This window comes from Singulisphaera acidiphila DSM 18658, from assembly GCF_000242455.2.
GTDB classification, from domain to species: domain Bacteria; phylum Planctomycetota; class Planctomycetia; order Isosphaerales; family Isosphaeraceae; genus Singulisphaera; species Singulisphaera acidiphila.
The window spans coordinates 3,536,305-3,561,330 of record NC_019892.1 but is presented as its reverse complement, the minus strand read 5'-3'; the positions used below and the strand labels follow the sequence as shown (position 1 = coordinate 3,561,330).

Annotated in this window: 21 protein-coding genes; 6 read left to right on the top strand and 15 right to left on the bottom strand. The window is 62.7% G+C overall.

Annotated elements, in window-relative coordinates; translation table 11 throughout:
• Positions 1-16: 16 nt before the first annotated feature.
• The 7 genes from SINAC_RS13945 to SINAC_RS13915 all read right to left on the bottom strand — a co-directional run bounded on the left by SINAC_RS13945 (position 17) and on the right by SINAC_RS13915 (position 8,215).
• Complete coding sequence (locus tag SINAC_RS13945; RefSeq protein WP_015246284.1) at positions 17-766, bottom strand: 4'-phosphopantetheinyl transferase family protein; 750 nt, start codon at positions 764-766, stop codon at positions 17-19.
• Positions 763-1,533 carry a thioesterase II family protein gene (locus tag SINAC_RS13940; protein WP_244884937.1) on the bottom strand — a complete coding sequence of 257 codons (771 nt, stop codon included), beginning with the start codon at positions 1,531-1,533 and terminating at the stop codon, positions 763-765. Before SINAC_RS13940 ends, SINAC_RS13945 begins: the two co-directional genes overlap by 4 nt.
• Before the next feature lie 171 nt (positions 1,534-1,704).
• On the bottom strand, positions 1,705-2,094 hold the full coding sequence (locus tag SINAC_RS13935; RefSeq protein ID WP_015246282.1) for a response regulator: 390 nt from the start codon (positions 2,092-2,094) through the stop codon (positions 1,705-1,707).
• A gap of 137 nt (positions 2,095-2,231) precedes the next feature.
• Complete coding sequence (locus SINAC_RS13930) at positions 2,232-3,185, bottom strand: sugar phosphate isomerase/epimerase family protein (protein ID WP_015246281.1); 954 nt, start codon at positions 3,183-3,185, stop codon at positions 2,232-2,234.
• Between the two features lie 122 nt (positions 3,186-3,307).
• Positions 3,308-4,543: a Gfo/Idh/MocA family protein gene (locus SINAC_RS13925; protein WP_015246280.1), complete on the bottom strand. Its 1,236-nt coding sequence runs from the start codon at positions 4,541-4,543 to the stop codon at positions 3,308-3,310.
• 183 nt (positions 4,544-4,726) lie between these two features.
• Positions 4,727-6,082 carry a GH1 family beta-glucosidase gene (locus SINAC_RS13920; RefSeq protein ID WP_015246279.1) on the bottom strand — a complete coding sequence of 452 codons (1,356 nt, stop codon included), beginning with the start codon at positions 6,080-6,082 and terminating at the stop codon, positions 4,727-4,729.
• A 129-nt stretch (positions 6,083-6,211) separates the two neighbouring features.
• Entirely contained in the window at positions 6,212-8,215 is a 2,004-nt protein-coding gene (locus tag SINAC_RS13915; protein ID WP_015246278.1) for a serine/threonine protein kinase, read from the bottom strand.
• A 784-nt stretch (positions 8,216-8,999) separates the two neighbouring features.
• Between SINAC_RS13915 and pdxH the strand changes: the two genes are divergently transcribed.
• The 3 genes from pdxH (at position 9,000) to SINAC_RS13900 (ending at position 12,216) form a co-directional block, all read left to right on the top strand.
• On the top strand, positions 9,000-9,641 hold the full coding sequence (pdxH, locus tag SINAC_RS13910; protein WP_015246277.1) for a pyridoxamine 5'-phosphate oxidase: 642 nt from the start codon (positions 9,000-9,002) through the stop codon (positions 9,639-9,641).
• A gap of 127 nt (positions 9,642-9,768) precedes the next feature.
• Positions 9,769-11,700, top strand: a complete 1,932-nt coding sequence (gene treZ, locus SINAC_RS13905; protein ID WP_015246276.1) for a malto-oligosyltrehalose trehalohydrolase — start codon at positions 9,769-9,771, stop codon at positions 11,698-11,700.
• Between the two features lie 126 nt (positions 11,701-11,826).
• On the top strand, positions 11,827-12,216 hold the full coding sequence (locus SINAC_RS13900; RefSeq protein ID WP_015246275.1) for a nucleotide pyrophosphohydrolase: 390 nt from the start codon (positions 11,827-11,829) through the stop codon (positions 12,214-12,216).
• Positions 12,217-12,266: 50 nt separating this feature from the next.
• On the opposite strand, the gene SINAC_RS13895 is transcribed toward SINAC_RS13900, so the two are convergent.
• Together SINAC_RS13895 and SINAC_RS13890 are read right to left on the bottom strand one after the other, a co-directional pair.
• Entirely contained in the window at positions 12,267-12,683 is a 417-nt protein-coding gene (locus tag SINAC_RS13895) for a helix-turn-helix domain-containing protein (protein WP_015246274.1), read from the bottom strand.
• An 85-nt stretch (positions 12,684-12,768) separates the two neighbouring features.
• The gene (locus tag SINAC_RS13890; RefSeq protein ID WP_044147575.1) at positions 12,769-13,044 is read right to left on the bottom strand and encodes a type II toxin-antitoxin system HigB family toxin; all 276 of its coding nucleotides are present in this window, start codon (positions 13,042-13,044) and stop codon (positions 12,769-12,771) included.
• A 685-nt stretch (positions 13,045-13,729) separates the two neighbouring features.
• On the opposite strand from SINAC_RS13890, the gene SINAC_RS13880 reads away from it, so the two are divergent.
• Together SINAC_RS13880 and SINAC_RS13875 are read left to right on the top strand one after the other, a co-directional pair.
• Entirely contained in the window at positions 13,730-13,987 is a 258-nt protein-coding gene (locus SINAC_RS13880; protein WP_015246271.1) for an acyl carrier protein, read from the top strand.
• A 99-nt stretch (positions 13,988-14,086) separates the two neighbouring features.
• Positions 14,087-15,058 carry a lysophospholipid acyltransferase family protein gene (locus SINAC_RS13875; protein WP_015246270.1) on the top strand — a complete coding sequence of 324 codons (972 nt, stop codon included), beginning with the start codon at positions 14,087-14,089 and terminating at the stop codon, positions 15,056-15,058.
• Between the two features lie 122 nt (positions 15,059-15,180).
• Here the strand turns inward: SINAC_RS13875 and SINAC_RS13870 are convergent, their stop codons facing one another.
• Positions 15,181-15,639: an HU family DNA-binding protein gene (locus tag SINAC_RS13870; protein WP_237722526.1), complete on the bottom strand. Its 459-nt coding sequence runs from the start codon at positions 15,637-15,639 to the stop codon at positions 15,181-15,183.
• A 184-nt stretch (positions 15,640-15,823) separates the two neighbouring features.
• The gene (locus SINAC_RS13865) at positions 15,824-17,557 is read right to left on the bottom strand and encodes an ABC transporter permease (protein WP_020466186.1); all 1,734 of its coding nucleotides are present in this window, start codon (positions 17,555-17,557) and stop codon (positions 15,824-15,826) included.
• A gap of 137 nt (positions 17,558-17,694) precedes the next feature.
• On the opposite strand from SINAC_RS13865, the gene SINAC_RS13860 reads away from it, so the two are divergent.
• A complete protein-coding gene (locus SINAC_RS13860; RefSeq protein WP_015246267.1) occupies positions 17,695-17,988 on the top strand; it encodes a putative quinol monooxygenase in 294 nt (97 codons plus the stop codon).
• Positions 17,989-18,056: 68 nt separating this feature from the next.
• Here the strand turns inward: SINAC_RS13860 and SINAC_RS13855 are convergent, their stop codons facing one another.
• The 4 genes from SINAC_RS13855 to SINAC_RS13840 all read right to left on the bottom strand — a co-directional run bounded on the left by SINAC_RS13855 (position 18,057) and on the right by SINAC_RS13840 (position 25,023).
• On the bottom strand, positions 18,057-19,196 hold the full coding sequence (locus SINAC_RS13855; protein WP_015246266.1) for an alpha/beta hydrolase family protein: 1,140 nt from the start codon (positions 19,194-19,196) through the stop codon (positions 18,057-18,059).
• Between the two features lie 118 nt (positions 19,197-19,314).
• Entirely contained in the window at positions 19,315-20,946 is a 1,632-nt protein-coding gene (locus SINAC_RS13850; protein ID WP_020466187.1) for a PPC domain-containing protein, read from the bottom strand.
• Positions 20,947-21,158: 212 nt separating this feature from the next.
• Positions 21,159-22,493 carry a DUF1501 domain-containing protein gene (locus SINAC_RS13845; RefSeq protein WP_015246264.1) on the bottom strand — a complete coding sequence of 445 codons (1,335 nt, stop codon included), beginning with the start codon at positions 22,491-22,493 and terminating at the stop codon, positions 21,159-21,161.
• A 58-nt stretch (positions 22,494-22,551) separates the two neighbouring features.
• Positions 22,552-25,023: a DUF1549 and DUF1553 domain-containing protein gene (locus SINAC_RS13840; RefSeq protein ID WP_020466188.1), complete on the bottom strand. Its 2,472-nt coding sequence runs from the start codon at positions 25,021-25,023 to the stop codon at positions 22,552-22,554.
• Between the last annotated feature and the right edge of the window lie 3 nt (positions 25,024-25,026).

The window sequence follows — 25,026 nt, the reverse complement described above, 5'->3', positions numbered from 1 at the left end:
AGCGGATTGTTTCGTTTCAGGTAGTGAGGCCTTGCCAGGTCCGCACCCGGACCCGGCAGCCTTCGCCTGCGACGGCCAGGGCTCCGACGTAACCGGGGCCGGGGTGAAGCTCGTGAAGGGACCAGCGGGCCGCCTCCTCGCGATCGTCGTGCGTGACCAGCACTGCGGCCGGCGCTCCGGGGGCGAGCGAGACTTCGAACGAGTCGAGCGAGAGTGCGAGTCCCTTCCCTTGCGCCTTGATATACGCTTCTTTCCGGGTCCAGCAAGTGAAGAAGGCCTGCGTGCGGTCCTCGGGCGGCAGCGAGCGGATCGAGGCCAGCTCGGCGGGGGCGAAGAACCGCGCGGCGATCGCGTCGGCGGCGAAATCGGGGCGGATCGTCTCCAGGTCGATGCCCAGTTCCCGTTCGTTCGCGAACCCGAAGAGGGCGACCTCTCCCGAATGAGAAATGTTGAAACGGACGAGGTTAGGCCGATGGGCCTCGGCCAGGGCCGGCTTGCCGTGGGCGTTGTAAGCGAATTGAACCTGCGTCGGCTCGATCCGCAAGTAACGGCCGAGGAGGATCCGCAGGAGACCGCGCGCGACGGTAAATTGCCGCCGGCCTTTCTCGAAGGAGTAGCGATCCGCCCGTTTGCGCTCGGGCTCGTCGAGCAAGGTCCGCAGGCGTGCGACCTCGGCCTCGCCTTGTTCGAGAGAGGCCATCCAGACATGGACGTCGTCGGGGCCAAGAGTCTCGTCGCGGTCGTTCGGTCGGAGCTGATGAGTCATGCCGGAAGCCCTTGCAGTGTCGTCAGGGACCGGCTCAACACGGTCAGCAGTTCCGCCGTGGCGGTCTGGAGGAAAAAGTGGCCTCCCAGGAATTGCTCACGTTCGAATGCATTGTTTGTCTGGAGCCTCCAGCCTTCCAGTTCTTCCTGATGGACCCAGGGGTCGGTTTGCCCTCCCAGGGCGAGGATCGGGAGATCTAACGGCGGCTCATCCGTGTAGGCGTACGTCGCGTTGACCGCAAGGTCGGCGCGGATGATCGGCGAGAACAGGCCCATTAACTCGCTGTGATCGAGGAGCGCTTGCGGCGTTCCGTCCAGGAGCCGAAGCTCTTCGCGGAACTCGGCCTCGGGGAGTGTGTGGATTGGAGGCCGGCGCGGGCGGAGCTGAGGGGCGATACGCCCGGAGGCGATCAAGAGCCTCGGACTTGGAAGGTTTCGTCGTCTGAGCTCTCGGGCCAGCTCGAAGGCGACCAGGGCGCCCATGCTGTGCCCGAAGAGGACGAACGGCTTGTCGAGTTCGGTGCCAATCGCCTCGGCGAGCTCGTCAATCAGCGGGCCGATCCGCCGGTGGATCGGCTCTCGGAGCCGGGTCTCACGGCCTGGAAGCTGAACCGCGCAGAGCTCGACCCAATCGGGGAGCTGGGCTGGCCAGAGCCGGAAGAGCGAGGCCCCACCGCCGGCAAATGGGAAACAGAAGAGGCGGAAATTCGCCAGCCGGTTTGGCCTTGGTCGGACCAACCAAGGATTTGTCGCACGATTCGCCTGCATAAGCCCTTGTTTGTGTGAGATGGGAAAAGTCATGGCCCCATTCGGTCGCCCATGAGGGGCGACTGGTCCTCGTCAGGGACGCAAACCCTTGGAAGCAAACAGTGTTCAAATGAATGAACGGTTGCCCCTTCGAGATTGCCCAGGACGCTCAAGGTAGGACGACAGGGTTACTCAGCTTCCCTCGGTCCGAACCAGGCTGGCTTCGATTCGGGACAATGTTTTTGGGTCGTTCATCGCCGACTTGCCGAACCCAGGGAGGGCGCCGAGGGAGACGGCCTCCTCCTGGGCATTGGCGAGGTCGCTCACGAGCATGGTGGGCGTGCCCGCAAGGAGTGGGTCGGCCTTCACGGCCTGGATCAATTCAAGGCCGTGCGACCCGTCGAGATCCGTGACCCGATTGACCAGCAGTAGGTTGTAATTCCCGGTGCGGAGTTTGCTGAGTGCATCGTCAAACGTGTCGGCCGCCGTGATCTGGGCGTTCAATCGACCGGCTAAAGCCCTGGTCAGGTTGCCGTGGTCGTACCCGCATTGGCCGACACTGAGGATTCGAGGGACGGCCATGGATCGCTCCGCTTCATCATCAAATAGGGTTTGTACGCAGGGACGGTGGCTGAACGTCCACTCTATCGTGCGGTAAACCCGAAGCTCAAGTCACGATGTCCCGGGGCGGAGGCTCGACTCCTCCGCCCGCCCGGCAATTAGGCGAGGCCCTGCCGTACGGCCTCACGCATTTTTTCCAGGCCGGTGCGTGCCACGAGCAATGGATCTTGCTTCCAGTACTCGCGGTTGAACAACTCGAGCGAGAGCATGCCTCGGTAACCAACGGCCTTAAGCGTCTGGAAGACGGCACGGAGCGGAGCGACGCCGTCTCCCGGGTAGACGCGATGGGCGTCGGTGATGTTCTCTCGCGAGGGAGCGTCCGGGTAGTCGTTGAGGTGGAACAGGTGGAACGCCTGCCCAGAGAGGAGTTTCAGGCCCTCGAAGCTCGAGCCCCCTTTGTGGAGATGATAGACGTCGGGCAAGATGCAGGCCTTGGGGTGTCCTGAGTCAATGGCCACCATCGCTGCTTCGCTGAGCCGGCCGAGCGTCTTGGAAAAGCCCCAGATCTCCACCTGCGGCACGACGCCGATCGAGTCGCCCAGCTCCAGGAGGGTACGATAGCGCTCGGCGATCCGTTTGAGGTCGAGGTCGGAACGATCGGTCGCCCCGGCCGGAGGAGCCGCGATTCTGTGCCCTCCGATGCTGAGGACCATCTCCATGTTGCGCTTGGCTTCCTCGAGCCCCTTGCGCCGTTCCGCCTCGTCATCGACCGACCACGCGAAGAAGCCGATCGCGTCCTCGACGCTCAACCCATGATCGGCGATTCGCTTGCCCAGATCCTTGAGCGAGCCGCCCTCTTTCACGTACTGGTCGAGTTCCCGGATCCAGGGTTCGATCCCCTGATATCCCGCCTTGCCGACGATGTCGACCACCTCCGAAATCGGGAGCTTTTGCCCCTGGATCGTGCTGGTGTTGAAGCAGAATCCAAATGGCGAGGCGGATGGATCGTCCGCCGCACGGGCCTTGCTACTCCCCTGCGCACCGAGCGTCAGTCCGGCCCCGAGTGCTGCCGGTACGGTCGCCAACCATCCACGACGCGAGAACTCAGTCATCGACGTTATGATCCTCTACACAGGGATTCGGATTCGGAGCAAGCGGAATGCGCCCGGAGTCCGGAACGGGGAGAGGCGACATCGATCCTTGCCGGATTGATCGTCGCTTTATGTGACTCAATTCAGGCCGAGGTCCAGGTGGCGAGTTGACCACTCCGGTAGGCCCGATTGCCGAGATGCGCGGCGGAGGCCGCGCTGACGCCCGCCTCGGCCGGGCAATGGGGGCGTTGCCGGCTCCGGACGCATTCGATCCAGTTGGTCAGGTGGAGCAGCTCGCCGTCGGGCTTGTCGTAGAAGTCGCGGCCACGGTGGGGGTCGGTGCCCAGAATCAGCTCTTCGGCTTTCCCTTTGCCCCCCTCGGGATGGATCTCATAGCGCCCGCGATCGATGTAAAGGGTCCCGTCGGTCCCCATGAATTCGATCATGGCGCCGTTGCGTGCGTTCGAGAAGGTGCCTTCGAAGTAGGCCTGGATTTCGTTGGGGTAGTGAAGCAGGCACTGGATGGTGTCCGGGGTCTCCCAGACTCCTTTGCTGGCAAGCTGGTCACCGATCGCCGCCGCTTGCTCCGGATGATCGAGGTCGAGGAACCAGTGGGCCACGTCGATCCAGTGCACCATCAGGTCGGTCAGCAGGCCGCCGCCGAAATTCCAGAACCAGCGCCAGTTGCGGAAGCGATACTCGTCGAACGGCTGTTCGGGGGCCGATCCGAGGAACGCCTTCCAGTCGACCTGTTTCGGGTCGACGCCGAGCGGTCCCTTCAGCATCCGGCTCTGCGTGTTGCGATTCCAGGTCAGGTGGACTTTGAAGATCCGACCGATCCGGCCTTGGTCGACCAGCTCCTTCGCCTTCATGATGTGGGGCATGCTGCGCTGCTGGGTGCCGATCTGGACGATCTTCCGGCTCTCGTTCTGGGCCTTGATGACGGCCGCCCCTTCGGCCAGGTCGTGCGTCAGCGGCTTCTCGACGTAGACGTCCTTACCCGCGTTGCAGGCGTCGACCGTCATCGGAACATGCCAGTGGTCGGGGCTGCCGATCAGGACGGCGTCGATGTCCTTGCGATCGAGGAGCTCGCGATAGGCCCGGCTGACGTGGGCCTTGGGATCGGCAAGCTTCCTGCCTTCTTCCAGGTGGGGTTCGTAAATATCGCAGACCGCGGCGATTCGGACGTTGGGGACGTTGGCGAGCGCCTTCATCAAGGTCCGGCACCGCCCTCCCGTGCCGATGCAGGCGACCTCGATCGTGTCGTTCGCGGCGTAGCCGCGCGTCGTTTCGAGCCCCGTCGATGCCGCGAGCAGTGTCCCCGCGCCGACCTGCCCCATCGTTTCGAGGAACTCTCGCCGGGTCTTGCTTGCGCGCATGTCGAACGTATCCTCAAGAGCGGTCCGTTTTCATGAGGCCGGAGAGGCCGACGCACCTGCTTAGTATCGCAAGAGCAGGCGTTCGCACAAGGCCCTGGTGGCGTGTGTTGAAGGCTCACGTGAAGGGTTGGCTCGCGTCTCCTCGCTTGCGTCCACTCCGCGTTTCAAGGCCGAGCGAGCGGCTCAGAGGATCCGGTTTTCCCGGATGACCTGCGAATACCAGTGGGCGCTCAGTTTCGGGGTTCGCTTCTGCGTCTCGAAGTCGACATGGACGATCCCGAATCGCTTGGCGTAGCCTTCGGCCCACTCGAAATTATCGAGAAGTGACCATGCGAAATAGCCACGTACGTCATAACCTTCGTGGGCGGCCCGGTGCAGCTCGACCAGGTAGCTGCGCATCACTTCGCGACGGTCGAGGTCGATGATCTCACCGTCGGCGTTGATCTCGTCGGCCAGCGCCGCACCGTGCTCGGTGATGTAGAACGACGGAACGCCAAAGACCTCGGCGGCGTGGCGAACACCCCAGTAAAGCACTTGGGGAGTGAGGTTCAGCCAGGGAAGGTCCCCCCTGGGAAACTGCCGAGGGAAGGCCAAACGTTCGGGAAGGCCATTCCGTCCTGCGCGCACGAAGTCCCCGGAGTAGAGGTTGAGCCCCAGGTAATCCATGGGCTGGGCGATCCCGTCGAGGTCGCCCACTTCCACGTGCGGGGCGTCGTCGCCCGCCGTAGCGAGGAAGGCCTCCGGGTAGCGACCGTGGAAGAGCGGCCCCATGAGCTGGCCGTTCGTTCGCTCATACTCCGCGCGGGCGGCTGCGATGTGTTCGTCCGTCTCGATCAGGGGGATTTGGGGCGGCGGCAGGTGGTTATGAACGAGCCCGACCCGCGCGCCGGGGCCACCGTAGGTGCGCACGGCCGAGAGGGCGTAGCCGTGGGCGAGCAAGGCGTGATGATAGCCTTGATTGACCGCACGCGCGGACTCGGTTCGACCCGGGGCGAACTCGCCGTCCGCGTAGCCTTTGCCGATGAAGCAAGGGATCTCGTTGAGCGTGAACCAGTTCTTGACGCGGTCACCTAACCGCTTGACCACGGTCTCGGCGTAAGGTCGAAAGGCTTCCGCCGTGGACCTGACGAGCCAGCCGCCGCGATCCTCGAGGGCTTGTGGAAGGTCCCAGTGGAAGAGTGTGGCCCAGGGGGTGATTCCTGCCGCGAGCAGGGTGTCGATCAGCCGGTCGTAGAAGTCGAGTCCACGAGGATTGACCGGGCCGTCACCGTTGGGAATGACCCGAGGCCAGGCGATCGAGAGCCGATAGTTGGGGATTCCAAGGTCCGACATCAAGGCCGTGTCCGCTTCGTAGCGGTGGTAATGGTCACAGGCGGTTTCGGGCGTATCGCCGTTGGCGATGTGTCCACCGGCGGACGCAAAGCGGTCCCAGATCGATTCCCCTTTACCGTCCTCGTTGGCCGCCCCTTCGATTTGCGCTGAGGCGGCCGCTGCACCCCAGACGAAGTCCTTGGGAAAACGGTACGATGGCGTCGTCATGAGCGCGGTCCTGGCTCGAGCGAGAGCGGAGGGCTCGGCACGATCGGCCGCGTCCTCGTTGTTATCGTAGTCGTTGGCTTTGGCTCGTGACAGCACCGCCTCGGTCGAGGCGTTCGGGCTCGTGCTCCATCAAGACGCTCTCCGGCGAACCGGCTGCGGGAGCGACGCGGAGCGTGCCGGGACCGTCGAAGCGACGGGAAGCAGATTGTCCGCAAGGCGTGTTTTGGGGCGGTCCATCAACGGATCGAGATCGGGGAGTCGTACGAGTTCCCGTCCGGTGGACTTCGCCGGGAGGAGTGCGGGCACTTGAGTGAAGTGCGGCCGACCTGCGAGTTCCGTCGCGTGGCGACGGACGTCGAGGGCGCGAGTTCCTGGCTCTCCGTGCGGTGTCGCATTGGCCAGTGCTCGCGCCTTCCCTTCCGAAGTGGCCGAGTCGGCGAGGGGCAGTGACTTTGGGATGGCCCGTCTCTCGTTCCGACTGGAAATTACGGTCTGCCTCTCCGTCGTTCGGCGTGATCGCTTACGTCTGGCCGTCGCACCGATGACAACGATCAGGGAGCAGCACGCGATCCCGAGGACGAGATGACTGGCCTGGGCCGGACCTCGGCGATGATCGATGATGGGGAGATCGGCGAGAGTGCGATCGGTTCCTGTTGCGACGGCGGGCTCAGTCGTCTGGGGTTCCAGGATCGGACCGGGCTCGCGTGCTGCCGAGACCACGGCTTGAGCGAACGCTCTGCAATCAGGAAAGCGATGCCGCGGGTCTTGCGCGAGACCCCGATGCACCGCCGAGGAAAGAGCCTGGGAGATTGTCGGGCAGACTTGGCGGAGCTCCGGGGGCTCGATGCTCGACTCTTCTCCTAAAAGGCCAGCCAGGTTTGGCCCCTCGAAGGGAGGGTGTCCGCTCAGGAGTTCGTACACCGTCGCCGCCAGTGCATACTGATCGGCTTGCCCATCGGCCGGCGCTCCCGCGACAATCTCGGGGGCGAGGATCGGCGATGGATCTGTAAGCCGTTGATGATTCCGTGACGCTCCACTCGACGAGGTGTCGAGCCACTCCTCGATCGCCTCGGCCATTCCGAGCCCGCCCAGGGATGCGTGGCCGTTTTCATCAAAGAGGATGTTGGCCAGGCTCACTTCGCGAGAGAACCGGTTTTGAGCGTGGAGAAAGTCGAGCGCATCCGACACGTCGGGCAGCCATTGCTCGAGCGAGCGCGGGGCCACGGGTGTGGGCCGGCCATCGGGGCCGACCGGCCTCCGAAACCGCAGGCTCCCCCCTGCCCGATGCTCGGCGACGACGAAAGGCGCATCGGCATAGGTGCCTACCTCGGTGATTCTGACGAGATGGGGGTGAACGAGCCGTGCCCCCGAGCGAACGGCGCGCATGAAGCGCGCCGTCGATTCGTGGTTGTGGATCGGCGGGAACGCCGGCACCTCAACGACGACGTCCGAGTCGAGGTTGCGGTCGTGAGCGAGATAGACAACGCCCATGGCGGCCCGGCGCAGGATATCGAGGATTTGATAGCGTCCACTGGCGAGTTCCATCCCCTGCCACGATCTGCCCCGCATTGGTTGTACTGTGGCGGAAGTGGTTCGGCTCAGCACGTTCCCGGCCTCGGTCGTTCCGCCGACGAGGATGACGCTTTGATCGACCTGGCGCCTGCCGGTCTTTGCCTGATGCGTCGAGAGTTGTTCGAGCACTTGAGTGACGTCGGCTGCCGATTCGGCCGCGACCGAGGGCCGATGGTGCGGAGCGTTCGAGTGTTGCTGGGCGTTCGAAAACGACGCAAGGCTGGCCACGAAGGCCGCGATGAGCAAGCTTCGCTTGACGAGGTTGGATGTCTTGAATTCGCAGTGGGGTCCGCGATAGACGGAGTGGCCGGTGTCAGGAGGATCGCGCGGCTCGTCGTTCGCCTTCCGGTTGCCGGACGTGAAGACGATGGGCTCGCGGCCGAGACAGCGATGATACCGGCCGTCGAACCGGGTTGTCGAATGCTCGAACCAAAAGGGGCCGAGGGCGCGCTCGATCTCTTCGCGCTCGCTCCCCATCGGGTGGATCAAGGCTTGTTGGGTGCGCAGAAGGATGGCTCGGCAATGAGGGCATGAGGCGATTGTTGGACGTTCTGCTGGCATGCGAAATTACCTCGGATAAGTATGAGTCGCCGTCCTCCCGCGACACACGCAAACGGTCGGGAATCCCCTCCCGACGGCGACTCTCAAGGGTCGCCCCCGCCCCTCACTCTGGAGGGCCTTCGTTCGTTGGCAACGATTTTGGCTTTGTTGGGATCGCTCCGAGTTTTCAACCTCCCGTCAGTTGTACTTTTTCCCATCTTTGTAGTTAGTTCCTCATCGAAGAGGAGAAATTTCCCGGTTGTGCCGCCGACGAGTGGTCGACAAAACACGATTCAGAGCGGATCGCTATTGCGGGTCCACCGCCGACGAACCGTCGCCATGGACCGTGCGATCAACGTCTCTCATTGCCGCGCAGAGTGAGTAAGGTTTGCCGTTAGGGCGAACGTGGTTTACGCCTTGTTCACGCCGCACCAAAGACTTGTGGAGCGCACTCAAATTCTGAGTGACTCCGCCGGCATCTCCATCCTGACAGATGTGATCGAGTGGCCGTTCCGTCAGACTGTGAGTCAATCGACGTGGATTCAATTGATGACAGAACGAGCCGACGATCCGCAGTGCAAATCAAATGCCAATGCGCAGGGATGCCGCGAGGATGAGTGGAGAAAAGGGAGTGAGCAGAGCGTTCGCGATCCCCAAGGGAGGACGTCCTCCTGGGACCGTCGATGCCCGCCCACTTGGGATTCGGTGGTCGATCAACCCTGAAATTCGGGGGAAAATCGGATAAAATCAGGGCAAGGAGGACCGGTCGAACGCCCGGCCTCGGGATGAAAGAGGAAGCCGGACCATGTCGATGTCTCCGTTGCGGAACGAGTATACGAAAGCCACCTTGGATGAGACGGATCTCGACCCTGATCCGATTCGCCAGTTTCAACGCTGGTTCGACGCCGCCCTGGCGGCCAAGGTGGATGAGCCCAACGCCATGGCGCTGGCGACGGCTACCCTGGAGGGCGTTCCGTCGGTTCGGATCGTCCTGCTCAAGGGGATCGACCCGCGCGGTTTCACCTTCCACACCTGCTACGACGGGCGGAAGGGGCGCGAGCTCGACGCCAATCCTCATGCGGCGTTCGTGCTCTTCTGGCCGGCTCTCGAACGCCAAGTGCGGATTGAAGGACGGGTCGAGCGGGTGACTGGCGAGGAGTCGGACGCCTATTTTCAGAGCCGTCCCTTGGAGTCGCAGCTTGGTGCCTGGGCCTCTCCCCAGAGTGAGGTCGTTCCCTCGCGTACGACGTTCGAAGATCGCATGGAGGAGTACCGAACCCGCTACGCTGACGGTCAGTCGATTCCTCGGCCGCCGAACTGGGGGGGATACCGGGTCCTGCCGCACACCCTGGAATTCTGGCAAGGCCGCCCGAGCCGGCTCCACGACCGTGTTCGTTACCAACGGGACGCAACCGGCCTCTGGAAGATGGAACGCCTTGCTCCTTGAATTCTGAGTCGTGCGGCTTCCGTCCGTCGGAAGCGATCGATCAGAAGGGAATTGTGTGTCTTGTCGTTGCTCCGTTCCTTGGGCCTTGGCCGAGCGGGGGATCGGCTCTGGCTCAGGAAGGGTGAGTATGACGTTATCGGGGCAACGCCTGGGCGTTGAACAAGGCAGGCCGTGGCGGCCGACGCTCGGCGCCTGGCTCGAGGAAGGCGGGGCGGGAGTACGTTTTCGCGTCTGGGCACCCGAGGCCCGCTCGGTGGAGGTGGTTCACCTCTCTGCTCAAGCCGGCGAGTCGAGCATTGCCCTCGAACGGTCGGACGACGGGACCTTCGGGGGGCTTATCAGGACCGCTTCCGCCGGGGATCGGTATCTCTACCGGCTGGACGCGAAAGGGACCTTTCCCGACCCTGCCTCGCGGTTCCAACCCGAGGGTGTTCACGCCCCCTCGGCGATTGTCGACCCCTCCGCCTTCCCGTGGTCGGATCAAGGGTGGCGAGGGGTGAAGCGCGAAGACCTTGTCATTCACGAGGTCCATGTCGGTACTTTTTCGCCCGAAGGGACGTTTGCCGGGGTGACTGACCGTCTTCCCTGGCTGGTTGAGCTGGGGGTAACCGCGATCGAGCTGATGCCGGTCGCCGACTTCGCGGGGTCGCGAAGCTGGGGCTACGATGGCGTCGACCTGTTCGCCCCTGCCCGGTGCTACGGCGCTCCCGACGACCTTCGCCGGCTGGTGGACGAGGCGCATCGCGTCGGGCTCGCGGTGATCCTGGATGTCGTTTACAACCACTTCGGGCCCGTGGGTAACTACGCTCCGGCATTCAGCCCGTACTATCTTTCCACGACTCACCAAAGCGCCTGGGCCGCCTGTGTGAACCTCGATGGCGCGCAGTGCACGATGGTTCGCGAGTTCTTTATCGAGAACGCTCTGCATTGGGTCCATGAGTACCACGTGGATGGGCTTCGGCTCGATGCCACCCATGAACTCCACGACGAGAGCTCACGCCACTTTCTCGTCGAGTTGTCGTCGCGGGTCCGAGCCTCGGCTCCTGAACGAGAGCTCGTGCTGATCGCCGAGGACGAACGCAACCTGGCCAAGATGGTACGGCCGGAAAGCGCTGGCGGATGGGGCCTCGACAGCGTTTGGGCGGATGATTTTCACCACCAGATCCGCCGCTTGCTGGCGGGCGACCATGAAGGATATTACCGCGACTATCGCGGGTCGATCCGCGACCTGGCGGAGACGCTGAATCAAGGGTGGTATTACCGTGGGCAGCCATCAATTCATCTGGGCAGGCCCCGTGGAACCGACCCCCAAGGACTCGCCCCACGCTCGTTCGTGATCTGTCTCCAGAACCACGACCAGATTGGTAACCGGGCGTTTGGGGATCGGTTGAACCCGGCGATTGACCTGGCGGCGTTTCGCGCCGCGAGTGCGTTGTTGCTCACCGCGCCGGCGACCCCGCTTTTATTCATGGGACAGGAATGGGCCGCGACCACGCCCTTTCTCTACTTTACGGACCACGAAGAGGATTTGGGCAAGCTTGTGACCGAAGGCCGCCGCCAGGAGTTCCGTCATTTTCTGGCATTCGTGGATCCCGAGGCCCGCGAGCGAATTCCTGATCCGCAGGCGGTCTCGACCTTCGAAGCCAGCCGGCTCGACTGGTCGGAACCCGAGCGGGCTCCCCATGCCTCGATCCTGAGGCTGTACCAGGCCCTGCTTTCCCTCCGCCGCCGGGAACCCGCACTCCGCTCGAACCGACGCGATGATGCTCAAGCCTTCCCGCTCGACGATGCCACTTTGTTGCTGCTGCGCCGCTCGAGTGGTGACCAAGCGATCTTACTTATCGTGGCCTGCTTGCACGGGTCGGCCGAGGTTCGCTTGGAGAATGGACCCGCGTTCGGCCTTCCGTCCTGGGCGGGCCTGGAAATCGTCCTGACGACCGAGGATCCACGGTTTACCGTTGATCCACAGCCCGTCCAGGTCGAGCCGTGCCAAGGCGCTCTCCTGATCCGGTTCCTCCGCCCCGGGGCGCTCGTCCTCCGAAGGAAAGCGGACCTCTGATCGCTCTGGATCGTCGACGAAACGATCCTCCCGTCGCCCGGCCGTTGGGAGCGTCCTTGGGGTAAGATGACTGCGATGCCCCGGTGCTCTCGTTCGCTGGGGCCCTTGAGGCTTGTGGATGGAATCATGAACGACCAGCAAACCACGACCGGCGCATTGAAAGAACTGGTGCGCACGTTCTCGACGGAGCGGAACTGGGAGCAGTTCCACCACCCCAAGGACCTGGGGGTAGCGCTTGTTTGTGAGGTGGGGGAAGTGCTCGAGCACTTCCGCTATCGGAACAACGAAGAGATTCAAGCGTTCCTGGGTGATCCGGCCAAGAAGCGGGAGCTGGCCCACGAGTTCGCCGACTGCCTCTGGCTCTTGCTCCGGCTGGCCGACGTCTGCCAGATTGACCTGGCCTCCTCGCTCCAAGAAAAAGTGGCCCTGGCCGCGCTGAAATATCCCATCGATCAGGTTTATGGGCGAGCGGACAAGTACACGAGCTATCAGACGCCGCACTCCGAGGGCGAATAACCGTTCGAGGGATGAACCTTCCGCCTATACACCTTTGGGACGCGCCATTCTCAGGCGAACAGCGAGGGGGAGACCCGAAACCGTTCGGCCAACGCTTTGCGAGTCTTGGGGCTGATGCTGCGCCGGCCGTTGAGGATTTCGGAGATGGTTGTCACCGCCAACCCGGTTTCTTGGGCAAGCTGGGATTGAGAGATCCCGTTCTCCGCAAGCAAGTGGCGGAGTGCGGCGACCGGTTCCAGATCGGGGAGCGGGTTGGTCTTCGCTTCGTAGGCGTGAATCAGGTCCGAGAGGACATCGAGGTAATCGAACTCCTGTTCGTCCAGTCCTTCTTCGCTGACCTTCTGATCGATCAGTTTGTTGATCATTGTGATTGCCGCGTCGAGCTCCTCTTCGCTCCGGAGCGGCCGGAGCGGGAACTCCTGGATCAGGGCGAGGTAGCTCTTGCTGGGAGACGCGATTGTAGCCATGAGTAATGAATCCTGTATGTGTTGATTTGTTGGAGATAGAATTGGTGCCCAAAGGCATGCTCCCTTGCGGGAGGGGCCGTACTGTCTACTGCAGCTTGTCGTACTCTTTGTGCGTGAGTATCGCTCGAAGCAGTACCTTTGCGGCTGTATTGGGGCGGTACAGGATCAACGCCAAGATTCGATACTTATTGCCACCGACGTTAAAGCAAGCCAGTTCGCCGACCAGGTCGGCGTGGGAATAGGTCGTCCGGACATCTCCAAAGTTCCGCCAGTCGGCCTTCTCGACAGTTTTGCACCAGTCGAGAAGCGTCTCAAGGTCCCGTTCGGTTCCAGGGTGGCTATCAACAAATTGGTGGACCATCTTTCGCGAGATCAAGTGATTGCGGTGCGTTTCGCCGGTCAATTTTAAGGGCCTTTCGCACAAGCGAACGTCTTTACTTAATACTCGTAGTCTACTTCTGGGATGCGGGAATATCAATATTGACTATCCCTAATCCCGGAATTTTTCTTGTGCGAAGATGGAATCGTCATTCGGGTGGTAAGCTCGCCAGTTGGCGAAACCACAAAATTTTCCTCTCACTTGCCAGTTGGTACGCTAGCTCTTGAAATCAAGCGACCCTCCGGCTTGGCTTGAGTCGTGTTGGGGGACATCGTGTGTGCGTGTTTAGCGATCAGGCTGTCCAAGTCACTCCCCTCGTTCCTGATACCCTGGAATCGTGTCGATTTACTCCTCATCTCTTCTACGCACTTCTGCTCTGGCCGCGCAACCAACTCGCAGGTGCTAGAAAAAAAACTCAAGTCTCTGACACAGACTGACGAGAGAGAAGAAGTCGAGACGTCATCGCGCGCCGGAGCCCATGGATGGGCGAGGATTCCGGAGTTGAAGGCGGAAACTCGATTGAGTCGTTTCAATGGGTCGGCCGACCGGGTGGGAATGGATTCCGTGCCCGCCTTGCCGATGAGTCGAAGCGATGCAACGCGTTCCCCCCGATTGGCTTGGAAACCCCGGCGCGACTGGCCCTTAGCTCAGCTCAGGAGGAGCACGCGTGGCCGAACTCACCCTTCTAGACTCGGTTGCCAACGCCATTAGGGCCGAGGCAGAGAACACCCGGACCCTGACGATCGACGCGAACACGCGTCTGGTTGAAGATCTTGACCTCGACTCGATCGACATCGTGGGCGTAACGATGCGGCTCGAGGACCGATTCCACATCGAGATTGATGTGGAGGATATCAAACACTTTCGCTCGGTCAGCGATCTGATCGACCAGGTGTCGATTCTACTCGGCAAGTCGGCTGCTTGATCGCATGTTCACCCGGTTTCGCTGCGACAGGCGAGCGCCGCTGGTGATTCAAGCAAGGCTTCGAGTCACCGCGCAGGTGGCCGGACAAGGAGCGCGGTGATGTGGCAGCGTTGGATGATCGTGCACAAGGTCGTGTTGCAGGTTGTGCTTCCGGTGTTGCGGAGGCTCCCTTACCGGCTCTCGATCCGGCTGCTCGGCATCATGGGCCGCCTGGACTTGCTCGTCATCCCGCACCAGACGCGCCTCTATGAAGAGGCGGTCGCGGGGGCGGCCGAGCGGCTCGGGTGCGACTGGAACGTCCGTGCGGTCAGCCGGGCGCTGGCCCGGCAGACCTACCGCTGGCGCACCCGGGATTTGCTCCTGGACGGCCGGTCCGACCGCTGGATCGATCCGCTCTTCCAGGTCTCGGGCCGCGACAAACTGGAAGCGGCCCAGGCCCGGGGCAAAGGGGTGATCCTGCTGGCCAACCACTTCGGGTCTCATGTCTTGATGACCCACTGGCTCTTTCGCCAGGGCTTCCCGTTGCGCTGGTTCGGTGAGAAGCCGAGAAACATCTCGGAATACTTGATCGACAAGTTCCAGTCGGAAGGAACCCACGGGCAGGCGGGCCTCTTCGTCTCACGCAAGGCGGGGACGGCCGAGGGGGCCTCGACGATCTACCACGCCGCGCGAATCCTGAACGCGGGCTTGATCGTCAAGATCGCTTGCGACGTGCGCTGGAACGATGCCAAGGCGGTCTCAGCGTCGTTCCTGGGACGGACCGAGTCCTTTTCAACGACCTGGGTGACACTGGCTGCGATGACCGGAGCCGCGGTCGTCCCCGCCTTCTGCCGGATGGATGAGCAAGGGACGTTTCATCTCGACTTTCGCGACCCCCTCATCGTTCCCCCCGATGCCCGCCGTCCCGGCCGTGCGATCGAGTGGGTGGACCGAGCGCTCGATACACTCGAAGAGCAGGTCCGGCTCTTCCCCGAACAGAGCAACGACTACTTCTTCTGGGAGGCGGTCGAAGAGCAGGCGAAGAATCCGGCTCCCTCACGTCGCAGTGAGCGGGCCGTCGCCGTTCGATAGCGGGGACAGGTCGGTAGGCAGACAAGCAGGCCAAGAGCGAAGGTTCCGGGGATCAAACCGACCGAGGGCCAGAAGGCGAGGTCGGACGACCCCCGGAGGAATCCGGGGGCTTCTTGGTTGGCTCAGACCAGCTCTTTGAGAGCCTTCATCGGGACGGCTTTGACGACGTTGCGGGCCGGCTTGGCCTTGATCGTCATCGGCTCCTTGGTGAACGGGTTGATCCCCTGCTTTGCCTTGGTGGCGTCCTTGCGGACGACCTTGAGCTTGAGCAGGCCCGGAACGACGAACTGCCCGGGGCCCTTCTTGCCGAGCTCCTTGGCGATCATTTCGCTCAGCGCGTCGAAGACCTTGGAGACTTCCTTTTTGCCCAGCCCCGTCTTCTCGGAGATGGTCCCGTAGATCTCCCCCTTGGTCGCCGCACGTGCCTTGGCAGCGCTGGCCGGAGCGGCCTTCGCGGCGGGAGCGGGGGCGGGGGCTTTGGCCTTAGCAGCGGTTTTCTTGGCCATGGTCGTTTCGATCTCCTGGTTCAGGGAAGTGTCCGAGCGAACCGTCTGAGCCTCGACCTCATCGAAGGTGATCAACGAGGCTTTTTTCGCTTCGATCGGAAGACTGATCGGATAATTACAGGAAAAATTAGAGGCGTGCAGCCCCAATTGTCGTCTTTTCTCGTCATTTTCAGCGAAAAAGTCCGGTTTTTCAGGCGCCAGGACGGCAAAACGCCTGTTTTTGGGCATTTACCCCGCATCGTGGCGAAAACCCTCGATTTCAAGGGTGTTTCGAGCGTGTCGAGAAGTGCTCGTTATTCACCTCTGTTTTAGCGTTGGAATCATGCCGATTGGCCGCGTTGGAAACACGACCCAAACAGCGGTCGAAGGTGGCCAAGGTGGCGTGGAGCAGCCCATAGGCGACCATCAGATAGAAGCCGATCCAGCCCAAGGCCCATTTCACGCTTTGATCCCACAACGGGCCGTTTGCCCCTTTCGACTGCATGGACATGATCGCCGTCAGGTTGCCAGGGCCAAAGAACGAGCTTGCCTCGGCAAGCCCCCAGCTTTCCTGTCGATCACAGAGAGTGAGCACCAGGCAACACCAACCGACGGTGATGAGAAGGTGGATGGTGATCGTCGCCACCAAGACTCGTTCCAGCCGTGTGATCCAGGTGGCGAGCGCCAGTCCCAGACTCGTCAACGCGGCCCCGTAGGAGAGGATCCAGCCGGTGAGCAGGAAGGGGATCATCTCTTGCCCTGGCATGATCCACACGAACGAGGAGGTAATCAGAACCGGCGCGACGATGAGCCAGGGAACCAGGCGGTAGGCACTCCACCACTTGCCCAGCACGATCGCTCGGGTTGGCAACGGAGTGGCCAGTAAGACGTCGAGGCTCCCTCGGGCTCGCTCCTCGGCCAGTGACGTCGAGGCAACCACGGCGAGAAAGAGGAATCCGATCGATGACCCCAGCCCTGTGACCCAGGGCGCGATGGAGTTTCCTCTGGCTCCATGGGCCAAGACAGAAACCATTGCCGCCAAACTGGACGTGCCGACGATGGTTGCATAAAGGATCGATAGGACGACGATCCCGCGCGATGGGCGGTTGCGGTGCCACTCGCGCCAGAGAACGGGGTTGCCGTCGAGCGAAGGACTGGGCCAACCGGGGATCGCGCGGCGGATTCGCTCGGCGATCGGAGAGACACGGCGCGACGGAACCGCACAACTCATCTGTTGGATCGCGACTGAACGGGTCTTACGCACCGAAAGAAAGGCAAGAGCCGCCGACGCCAGACAACAGAGAAAGAGGAAAATGGCAGAGTCGGTGAGCGCCCCCATTGCATCGGCTCCAGGAGCAAACGTGAGGCCGAGCGGGTCGAGAAAGGTAGGCGCGTTCCACCCGCCCATGTTCAGGGTGTACACCCAGGTCGGTCTCAGCAGCAGCCAGACCGCCAGGAGCAAGTAAGTTGCAAGCAAGGCTTCATGGGGTCGGCTAGCCCAGACGGAGAGCGCCATGGCGAGCGTGGAGCCGAGGAACACCAGGCCGAGCGCGACCAGGAATGCTCCTGTCAACAACAGGGGATCGATCCCGCCCAGGAGCGTTCCCAGGGCCAGGACAGGCAACGTGCAAGCGAGGATGCCGAGCACCGAGATCAGCCGCGCCGCCAGTTTGCCGAGCACGATTTCGGCGTCGGAAAGGTCGGTCATCAGCAGGTGGGCGAGCGTCCCACGCGACTTGTCGACACAGATCGCGCCCGCCATTGCGGCAGGCGCGGCCGTGAGGACCAAGGCGAACTGAGTCCCGACGATGGCCAGGTAGAAGGAACGACCGAGCTTCGCCAAGTCACCGAATGTCAGGGGATTGTGTTCCGCCACCTCCGTCCACCAGACCACAGCCAGTCCGGCCAGCAGCGCCGCCACGAACAGAGATCGGATGGCGTAGACCTGCCTGCGCCGCGACGTGATCAACCACTCGTACGTGAAGACGGGACCTGGACCCCATCGTTCCATCATCCTCTAACCTCCGCGAAGATCGAATCTCGTACGGTTCGCCTGGCTCTAGTCTTTTGGCTTTTACGAATGTACGATAACGGTCGCCGCCGGACCAAGACGTTTCGTTTGGTCCTGATTCTTTCGAGGGAGCCTCATTGATGGTTTGTGTTGCTGTGACTTATGTGATCAAGCCCGGCCATGAGAGTGAGGCAGTCGCCCTTTTCGGCAAGCTGACGGGACCGACGCGAGCTGAAGCGGGCTGTCGGATGTACCTAGTTCATCGCTCCACTAGCGACACGAGGAAATTCTTCCTCTACGAGCAATATGACGATCAGGCTGCGCTTGACGCCCATCGCGCCTCGGAGCATTTCGCCCAGTATGCGACCGGTGGACTCTTCCCGATCATCGAGAGCCGTACGCCGGAAATCTATGAGCCGCTGTCGGACGTCTGATCTTTTTTTCCTGGAGTCCAGGTCCATGAATTGGGTTGGGCCTCTCGTCCGTTGAGGGGTCGAGCCGCTTATGACTTGAGCCAGCGGTCGTACCAGGCGAACGCCTCGTCTTGCATCGGCTTGTCGAACTTGTGAGGCCCCGGATAGAACGAGCAACGATAGCGGTCGGCCGCGTTGGCTTTGGTGAAGACCGCGCTGAGCATCTGATCGGCTCGCTTCATCTCCGGCAGAGTGAAGAGGTCGTCTTCCAGGTCGTTCAAAACCAGCGTCGGTCGCGGCGCTCTCAGGCCGAGGATCTCACAATAGTCGAGATCAAGAGGCAGGCCGGGGATGTAGATCATCCACGTGTGCGTATGGGCCTTGTGGAGCAGGTAGTCGCGCCAGGTCGTCATCATCCCGACGCAGCAGGCGCAGGCGATCCGGTCGTCCATCCCGGCGAGGTAGACGGTGCGCAGGCCACCACCGGACAGGCCGCCGCAGCCGACGCGTTTGGCGTCGACGTCGTCGCGCGAACAGAGGTAGTCGAGTGCACGCTGGTCTTCGGACAGAAAGACGCCCGGCCAGGTCGTCCCTGCGCAGAAGAGGCTCTTTGCCATCAGGGACTCATGCTCACCGGCGAACTTGTTGTACGCTTCGATTTCCTGCTCGGACTCGGGATTCTCTTCCTTGAGGTCGCGACGGACAACGCGAGGCAAGTCGCCGACCCGGATCCGCCGGCTGGCGAAGGCGAACGCGTCGTGAACGAGCACGGCATAACCCCGCTTGGCGAGCTCGTTGGCCCAGCTCAAGCCGCCGTAGTAGTCGCGATGTTTTTTCATCACCGGGTGGAGGTTGTCGCTGATCTGCGCGATCTTCCGGGTCCCGAAAGATTTATTTCCCCCGTGGTCGTGGAGTGCGAGCACTGCGGGCAGGCGTTCGGTCACTCCCTTCGGTTTGAGGAAGAGTGCCTCGGTGGGGGGGCCGTAGGGAAGCTGCCAGTGCAGGTGTTCGATATGGAGACCGTCATACTCGAACTGATGTTGGAGCGTGGCTTTGGGCACTCCTCCGCTCTCAGGCGCGAGCAAGCAGTCCCGAACCCGCTGGCGGGCGACCGTCCTCCAGGCTTCGACATCCGCAAACTCAGGCTTCCGGAACGAGAGCCGGGCGGGCCCGTCGCCGACAATCGAGGACGCCCACGGGCCGTACGCGCCGATCATGTTCGGTTCCATCGGATCCCCTTCGTCGGGTCCCCCTCGGACACCTCCGCCAGAGCGGCGGTGGAACGAGCGACGGACGTTCCTCGATTTTTGAGAGTGAGAAAAGTCGGAGCTGCTGCGAAATCTTGAATCAGGGAGCCTTGGGAGCGGCCGGTTTGAGGACGGTCAGCCAGGGTCGGTCGGTGGTCGCACTGACCCCTTCGATCACGCTCCGGGCGGGCCGTTCGAGCATGGCGCCATCAGCCGTGCTACCGAGGACCCGGAACGGCCCGGACAGAGCTGTGGCTGTGGCGGTCAGCGATAGGGTGACCTTCTTCTCCGTGTCCTTGCCCGGCTCGGATCGGACTGACGGCGCATTCAGCCCCTCGGGCAAGCCGTCGAAACGCACGTCGATGGGACCATTGAAACCGTTCTTGCGCTCGATCGTCACCTCGAACGTTCCGGCCTGATCGGGGGTGAGGGTGAGCCGGTCGGACTTGAGAGTCAACTCATAGTCGGGCTCCGGGGCGGCGACGGTGAGCCGATAGACGAACCGGTCCCCCCCCTGCCCGTGCAGATCTCGAATCGAAAGCCGATATTCGCCATCAGCCGGAGGAGTGAACGCGAGGCGAATATCAAGTTCCTTGCCGTTATCGTCGACCTCGTTGAGGGTTTTCCCTTGATGGTCGGTCACGCGGAGAACCGGGTCGAGCGGCGCTCCAAGGCTCTGGGACTCGACGACCACGTTCAGGCTCTGTCCTTTTTTTGCGTTGAATGTGAAAATGTCCTGATCTCGTGCGGGGGCGATCCGTCCGGTGAGTGTGCTGGGAACTGGGATCGCCTGGGGGTGGGCCGGATCGCTCGGCTCTTGTTCCGTGAGAGCGGCATGCGCAACGAGCTGAACGTCGACGGTATTGGCGAAATCGGGGTGGACGAGGGAGGCTCGATCGTGGCTCGCGTCGGTGGCGACCGCAAGGTGTTTGGCGGTTTCCGGGACGTTCCAGCCGTGGGCTTCGACCTGGCCCGGGTCGGAGCGGGTGACGGCCAGGGGATAGCTATAGTCAAGGAAGCCGCCCGTCGTCAGGGTGAGCCGATAGATATAGGCATCCCCGCCTGCAAACCCGATCGTGCTATCCGGAGTTGCCGGAAAGGCGAAGATACGGACCACGTAGGTCCCGTCGACGGGCACTTCAAAGGTGAGCCGGGGGTCGAAACCACGATCATCGTCGTTCTGGGCCACCACGAACCCTTCGGGCGAGGCGACCTGGAGGACCGCGTCCATTGGCGAGCCGAGCAAGCCGTTGGCGTCCACCGCTGCGACGAGGGTCTCCCCTTTTTTCAAGGGGACCGAGAACTCATCAACATCCCCCCCCTTACCGAGGCGGCCATTGATCGTGACCCGAGAGCTCTCGAGCACGATCGGTTTGTCCTTCGACTCAATCTCGACCAACTCCGGAAGCACCCCGACGACGAACGGTCGGAGCGCCGTCGCTCCCTCTTCGTCACTCAGGCGGATCCAGCGGACCCCTGGTTTCGCGTCTGAGGAGACGACGACCGAGAGTTGGCCCTTCTCTTTCGCGGGGCTGATCTCAACCCCAGGGGCGTCGGACCAGACACGAACCGGCCAGTGCTCGAACGATCCGGACGCCGTCACGGCCACGGTCTGACCGCGCTGGGCTCCGGGGGGAAAGAGGCGATCGAGGGTCGGCGGTTTCGCCTGCGCAGTGGTTGCCGCCGCGAGGAGGGCGATGAGGCTGGCAAGGAGGATGCGGGTGGTCATCATGCTTCGGCTGTCATTGGTTGGATTTGAGAGATGAGGGTGGACCGTCTCGTTTCTCAAGGGGCTGGAAGCGCCTCGGCCTCCATCCCAAAAGAAAGGGCGAGAGTGGAGCGTCAGCTCTCTGTCTTTCGAGGGCCGTTTGAAGACAGGGAACTGACGCTCCACGTTCGCCTAAAAAATCAATAGTCCAGACTTCTTGATCGATCGAAGGAAGGTCAACCCATCAGTTCGGCAATGGGGGTCGCATTGCTGACCAGGTGAGTGGGGCGACCTTGCGGCGTGTAGTACATCTTGTCCGGATTGATGCCGAGCTTGAGATAGACGGTCGAGGCGAAGTTCTCCGGAGAGAGGATCCGCTCGACGGCCGTGTAGCCCTTGGAGTCGGTGGCACCGATGACCTGGCCGCGAGGCGTGCCACAGCCGGCGAAGAGGACGGACATGGCGTTGGACCAGTGGTCGCGGCCTCCATCCTTGTTGATCTTGGGCGTTCGGCCGAACTCCCCAAGCGCCACCACCAGCGTCGTATCCAGGAGGCCACGGGCGTCGAGGTCTTCGATCAGGGCCGCGATGGCTGCCTCGAAGGGAGGGAGCTTACGGTCGAGCGACTTGAAGATCTCCGTGTGGTGATCCCAGCCCCCTTCGTTGAGAGTGACGAAGGGAACCCCCGCCTCGACCAGTCGCCGTGCCAGCAGGGCCCGTTGACCGAACGGGTTTCGGCCGTAGGCGTCGCGGACTCGGTCCGGCTCACTGCGGATGTCGAACGCGGTCTGCGCTTCGCGCGAGGAGATGATGTTGTAACCCTGTTCGTAGTACTCATCGAGCGAGTTGGCCGGATCGCCTGCGGCCTTGTCGCTGATCCGCCGAAGGCGATCGACGCGGCTTCGCAGGTCGCGACGCGCGGTGAACCGCGCATCTTCCAGGCTGCGTGGCAGGGCGACGTCGCGAACCCGGAACTCGGACGAGTTCGGATTGTCTGACATCACGAAAGGCGCGTACTTCGCGCCGAGGAAGTTCGGGCCTCCCGACCGCGACATGCTCGGCATTGAGAAGTAAGGGGGGAGCCCCCCGGAAACCCCGCGCTCGTAGGCGGCGACCGATCCCAGGCTCGGGTGGAAGCTGACGAAAGCTCCGCAGCCGACCGGGATCCGGGGCGGTGCGCCGGTCATCATGTAATGATTACCGGCCCCATGGTTCCCTTGCTCGTGGCGGATCGAACGGACGATCGAGAGCTTGTCGGCGATCGCCGCGAGCCTGGGCACGTTCTTCGAGAACCGGAACCCGGGGATCTTGGTCGCGATCGAGTCGTATTCCCCCCGGATCTCGGCCGGCGCGCCCGGCTTGGGGTCGAACGTTTCGTAGTGGCTCGGCCCGCCATCCATCCAGATCAAGATGCAGCTCGTGGCGGACGCCGATGTCGTACCCGGTGCTTGGAGAGCCGCCTGCCCCTTGAGCCTCAAGGCGTCGACCAGGCCGCCGCCGATCAGAGCGCCCAGACCGAGCCGAAGGCAGTCTCGCCGCGTGGCGCTCTCGCAATTCGTATAAACGCTCATCGGGACCTCGATGAATTAAGGGTGGCGTCGTGAATGGTCCGACTCGGCAGGAACGCAGTTAGTCCTTGAAAACGAACTCGGCCGAATTGATCAGGGCCCAGAGCAGGTCCTCAGTCGCCTGTCGGGGCTTGACCTTTTCCTGAGCAAAGAATTCTTGGCCGATCGCCTTCTCTTCATCGGTCGGCAGTCGATTGTAGACCAGCAGGTAGAGCTCTTCGACGATTTCAGCGGGATTCTTGCCGGTGGCGGCCAGCTTGGCTGCGCGTCCCTCGTCGCTTGTAATCTTCCGGTGGAGCTCCGGAGAGTTCATCAGGTGCAGGGCCTGTGTGACGGACGTGTCGGGGGTCCGCTCACAAGGGGGGTCCTGGTTCGGGTCGGGTCTGCCGAACGTGTCGAGGAAGAGCGAAGGGGTGCGGTGCGTCCAGATCGCCACGGCCCTCGAGTTCGCCGGCACCCCCTGGAACGTGTTCGCAACCTGCGTGATGTCGGCGATCGCGTCGAGCATGACCTCGGCCCGCAATCGCTGGCGGTAGTGCCGGGAGTAGTTCCGTGTGTCGGCGCTATTGCGCTCGTTCGGCTCCGAGCTGAGCCCGTAGACGGTTGAGCTCACAATCGTCCGGATCAAGTGCTTCAGGTCGTGTTTGTGCTGGCGGAAATCGTCGGCCAGGGCTTTCAGCAGCGGCGGGTTACTGGCGGGGTTTGTCGCTCGGAGGTCGTCGACCGGCTCCACGATCCCACGGCCCATCAGGTCGGCCCAGACGCGGTTGACGATGACCTCGGCGAGGTACGGGTTCTCCGAACTCGTCATCCAATCGGCCAGCGCCTCGCGTGGGTCCGAATCGGGGTCGTTGGCCTCGCGTGCTTTGCCGAAGAGGGGCTTAGGGGGCAAGACCTCGCCGCTCAAGGGGTGCTTGACGACCCCCTCCTTGGCCGTGAACATGATCTCTTCGCTTCCTGAGATCGGCGGGGAGAGTCCTGTCCCTTTGCGGCCGATCCTGGCGAAGTAGGCGGCGAATCCGTAAAAATCTTCCTGCCCCCAGGCCTCGAACGGATGGTGGTGGCACTTGGCGCAATCGAGGCGGATCCCGAGGAAGAGCTGACTCATCATCGGCGCGATTTCGTCGGGGTCGCGCCGATCGCGGAAGATGGTGGCCGCGCCGTTGTGGAAGGTGCTGCCTTGCGCGGTCACGATCTCGCGAACGAATTGATCGTAAGGCATGTTCCTGCGGAAGGCGTCGCGGACCCAGGCGTCGAGGTTGAAGACCGCCTTGATTCCGACCCGGTAGGGGTTGGGACGGAGTAGGTCGAGCCACTTATTCGCCCAGACATCGGCATACTCGGGGCGCTGGAGGAGCCGATCGACGAGCATCGGCCGCTTCTCGGGAGACGGGTCGGCGAGGAAGGCGCGGACTTCGTCGGGGGATGGCTGCCGTCCGATGATGTCGAGCGAGACCCTGCGCAGGTAGGTGGCGTCGCCGGCCGGTTCCGACGGCAGGATGCCCAGCCGTTTGAGCTTGGTCCAGACATGCTCATCAATGAAGTTGGTTCGAGGCAGGGCGGCGTAGAGGTTGCCCGACACTTCGCCCGGCAAGGGAATCGTGACCTCGCTGGTGGCGAACTTGTCACGGAACCGCGCGGTGATGGCCGCTTCGCCCGGAATCGGCCCCGCCTTGAGCAGGCCGTTGGCCGCCACCTCGACGATCCCACTCTCGTTTGACTGGAAGGCGGAGAGGTGGGTGACATCCTGGGCGGATCCGTCGGAGAAGTGCGCGGTCACTGCGAGTTGCTGGTCGGAGCCCGGGGTCATCAACCGGTCGGAGGGGACGACGCTGATCCGGTCGAGCCGGGGTGCCTCACGCGGGGTCCGTGGCATCCCGAGTTCGATCCAGCGCACCACGGTGGCCATCGCCTCGCTGTCCGGATCGAGCCGACGACCTCCGCCGTGTGAAAGCTTCGCCGTTCCTTTTAAGAGGAGCAAGCTCTGCTCGGGTGCGGCCGGAAAGACGCGCCGGCCTCGTGCTTCAAGCGCGATCGCGGCGAAGTCCGAGTCGGCGTCGAACGCGAGAATCGAGAGTTGAAAGCCGTTTTGCCCCCGGGCTTTGCCGTGGCAGGCCCCCGCATTGCAGCCTGCTCGGCTGAGCAGGGGCATCACGTCGCGTTCGAAGGTCGGCCGGTCGGGTTCGGTCGTCCCGGAGACTTGCAGCGTGAGGTGGGCTGTGTGTTCGCCCAGGGTGGCCAAGATCCGCGCTTCACCGTCGCCCTTGGCGCGGGCGACTCCCTCGGCGCTGACCGCCACGACCTCAGGCGTCTCGCTCTGCCACTTGACCCGGCGGGTCAAATCGACTTGCAAGCCATCCACCTTGCCGATCGCCAGGATCTGCTGGCGGGCGGCCGGGCCGTGAAGCGTCGGGACGCCCGAGAGCAACGTCAAGTTGGTAGGCTCAGGATCCGCCGCAAGAATCTCACGCGGGCCGACGGTGGCCACGATCAACGACATTCCGAAGAATAAGGCGAGCGTACGCAAGGGCATGGC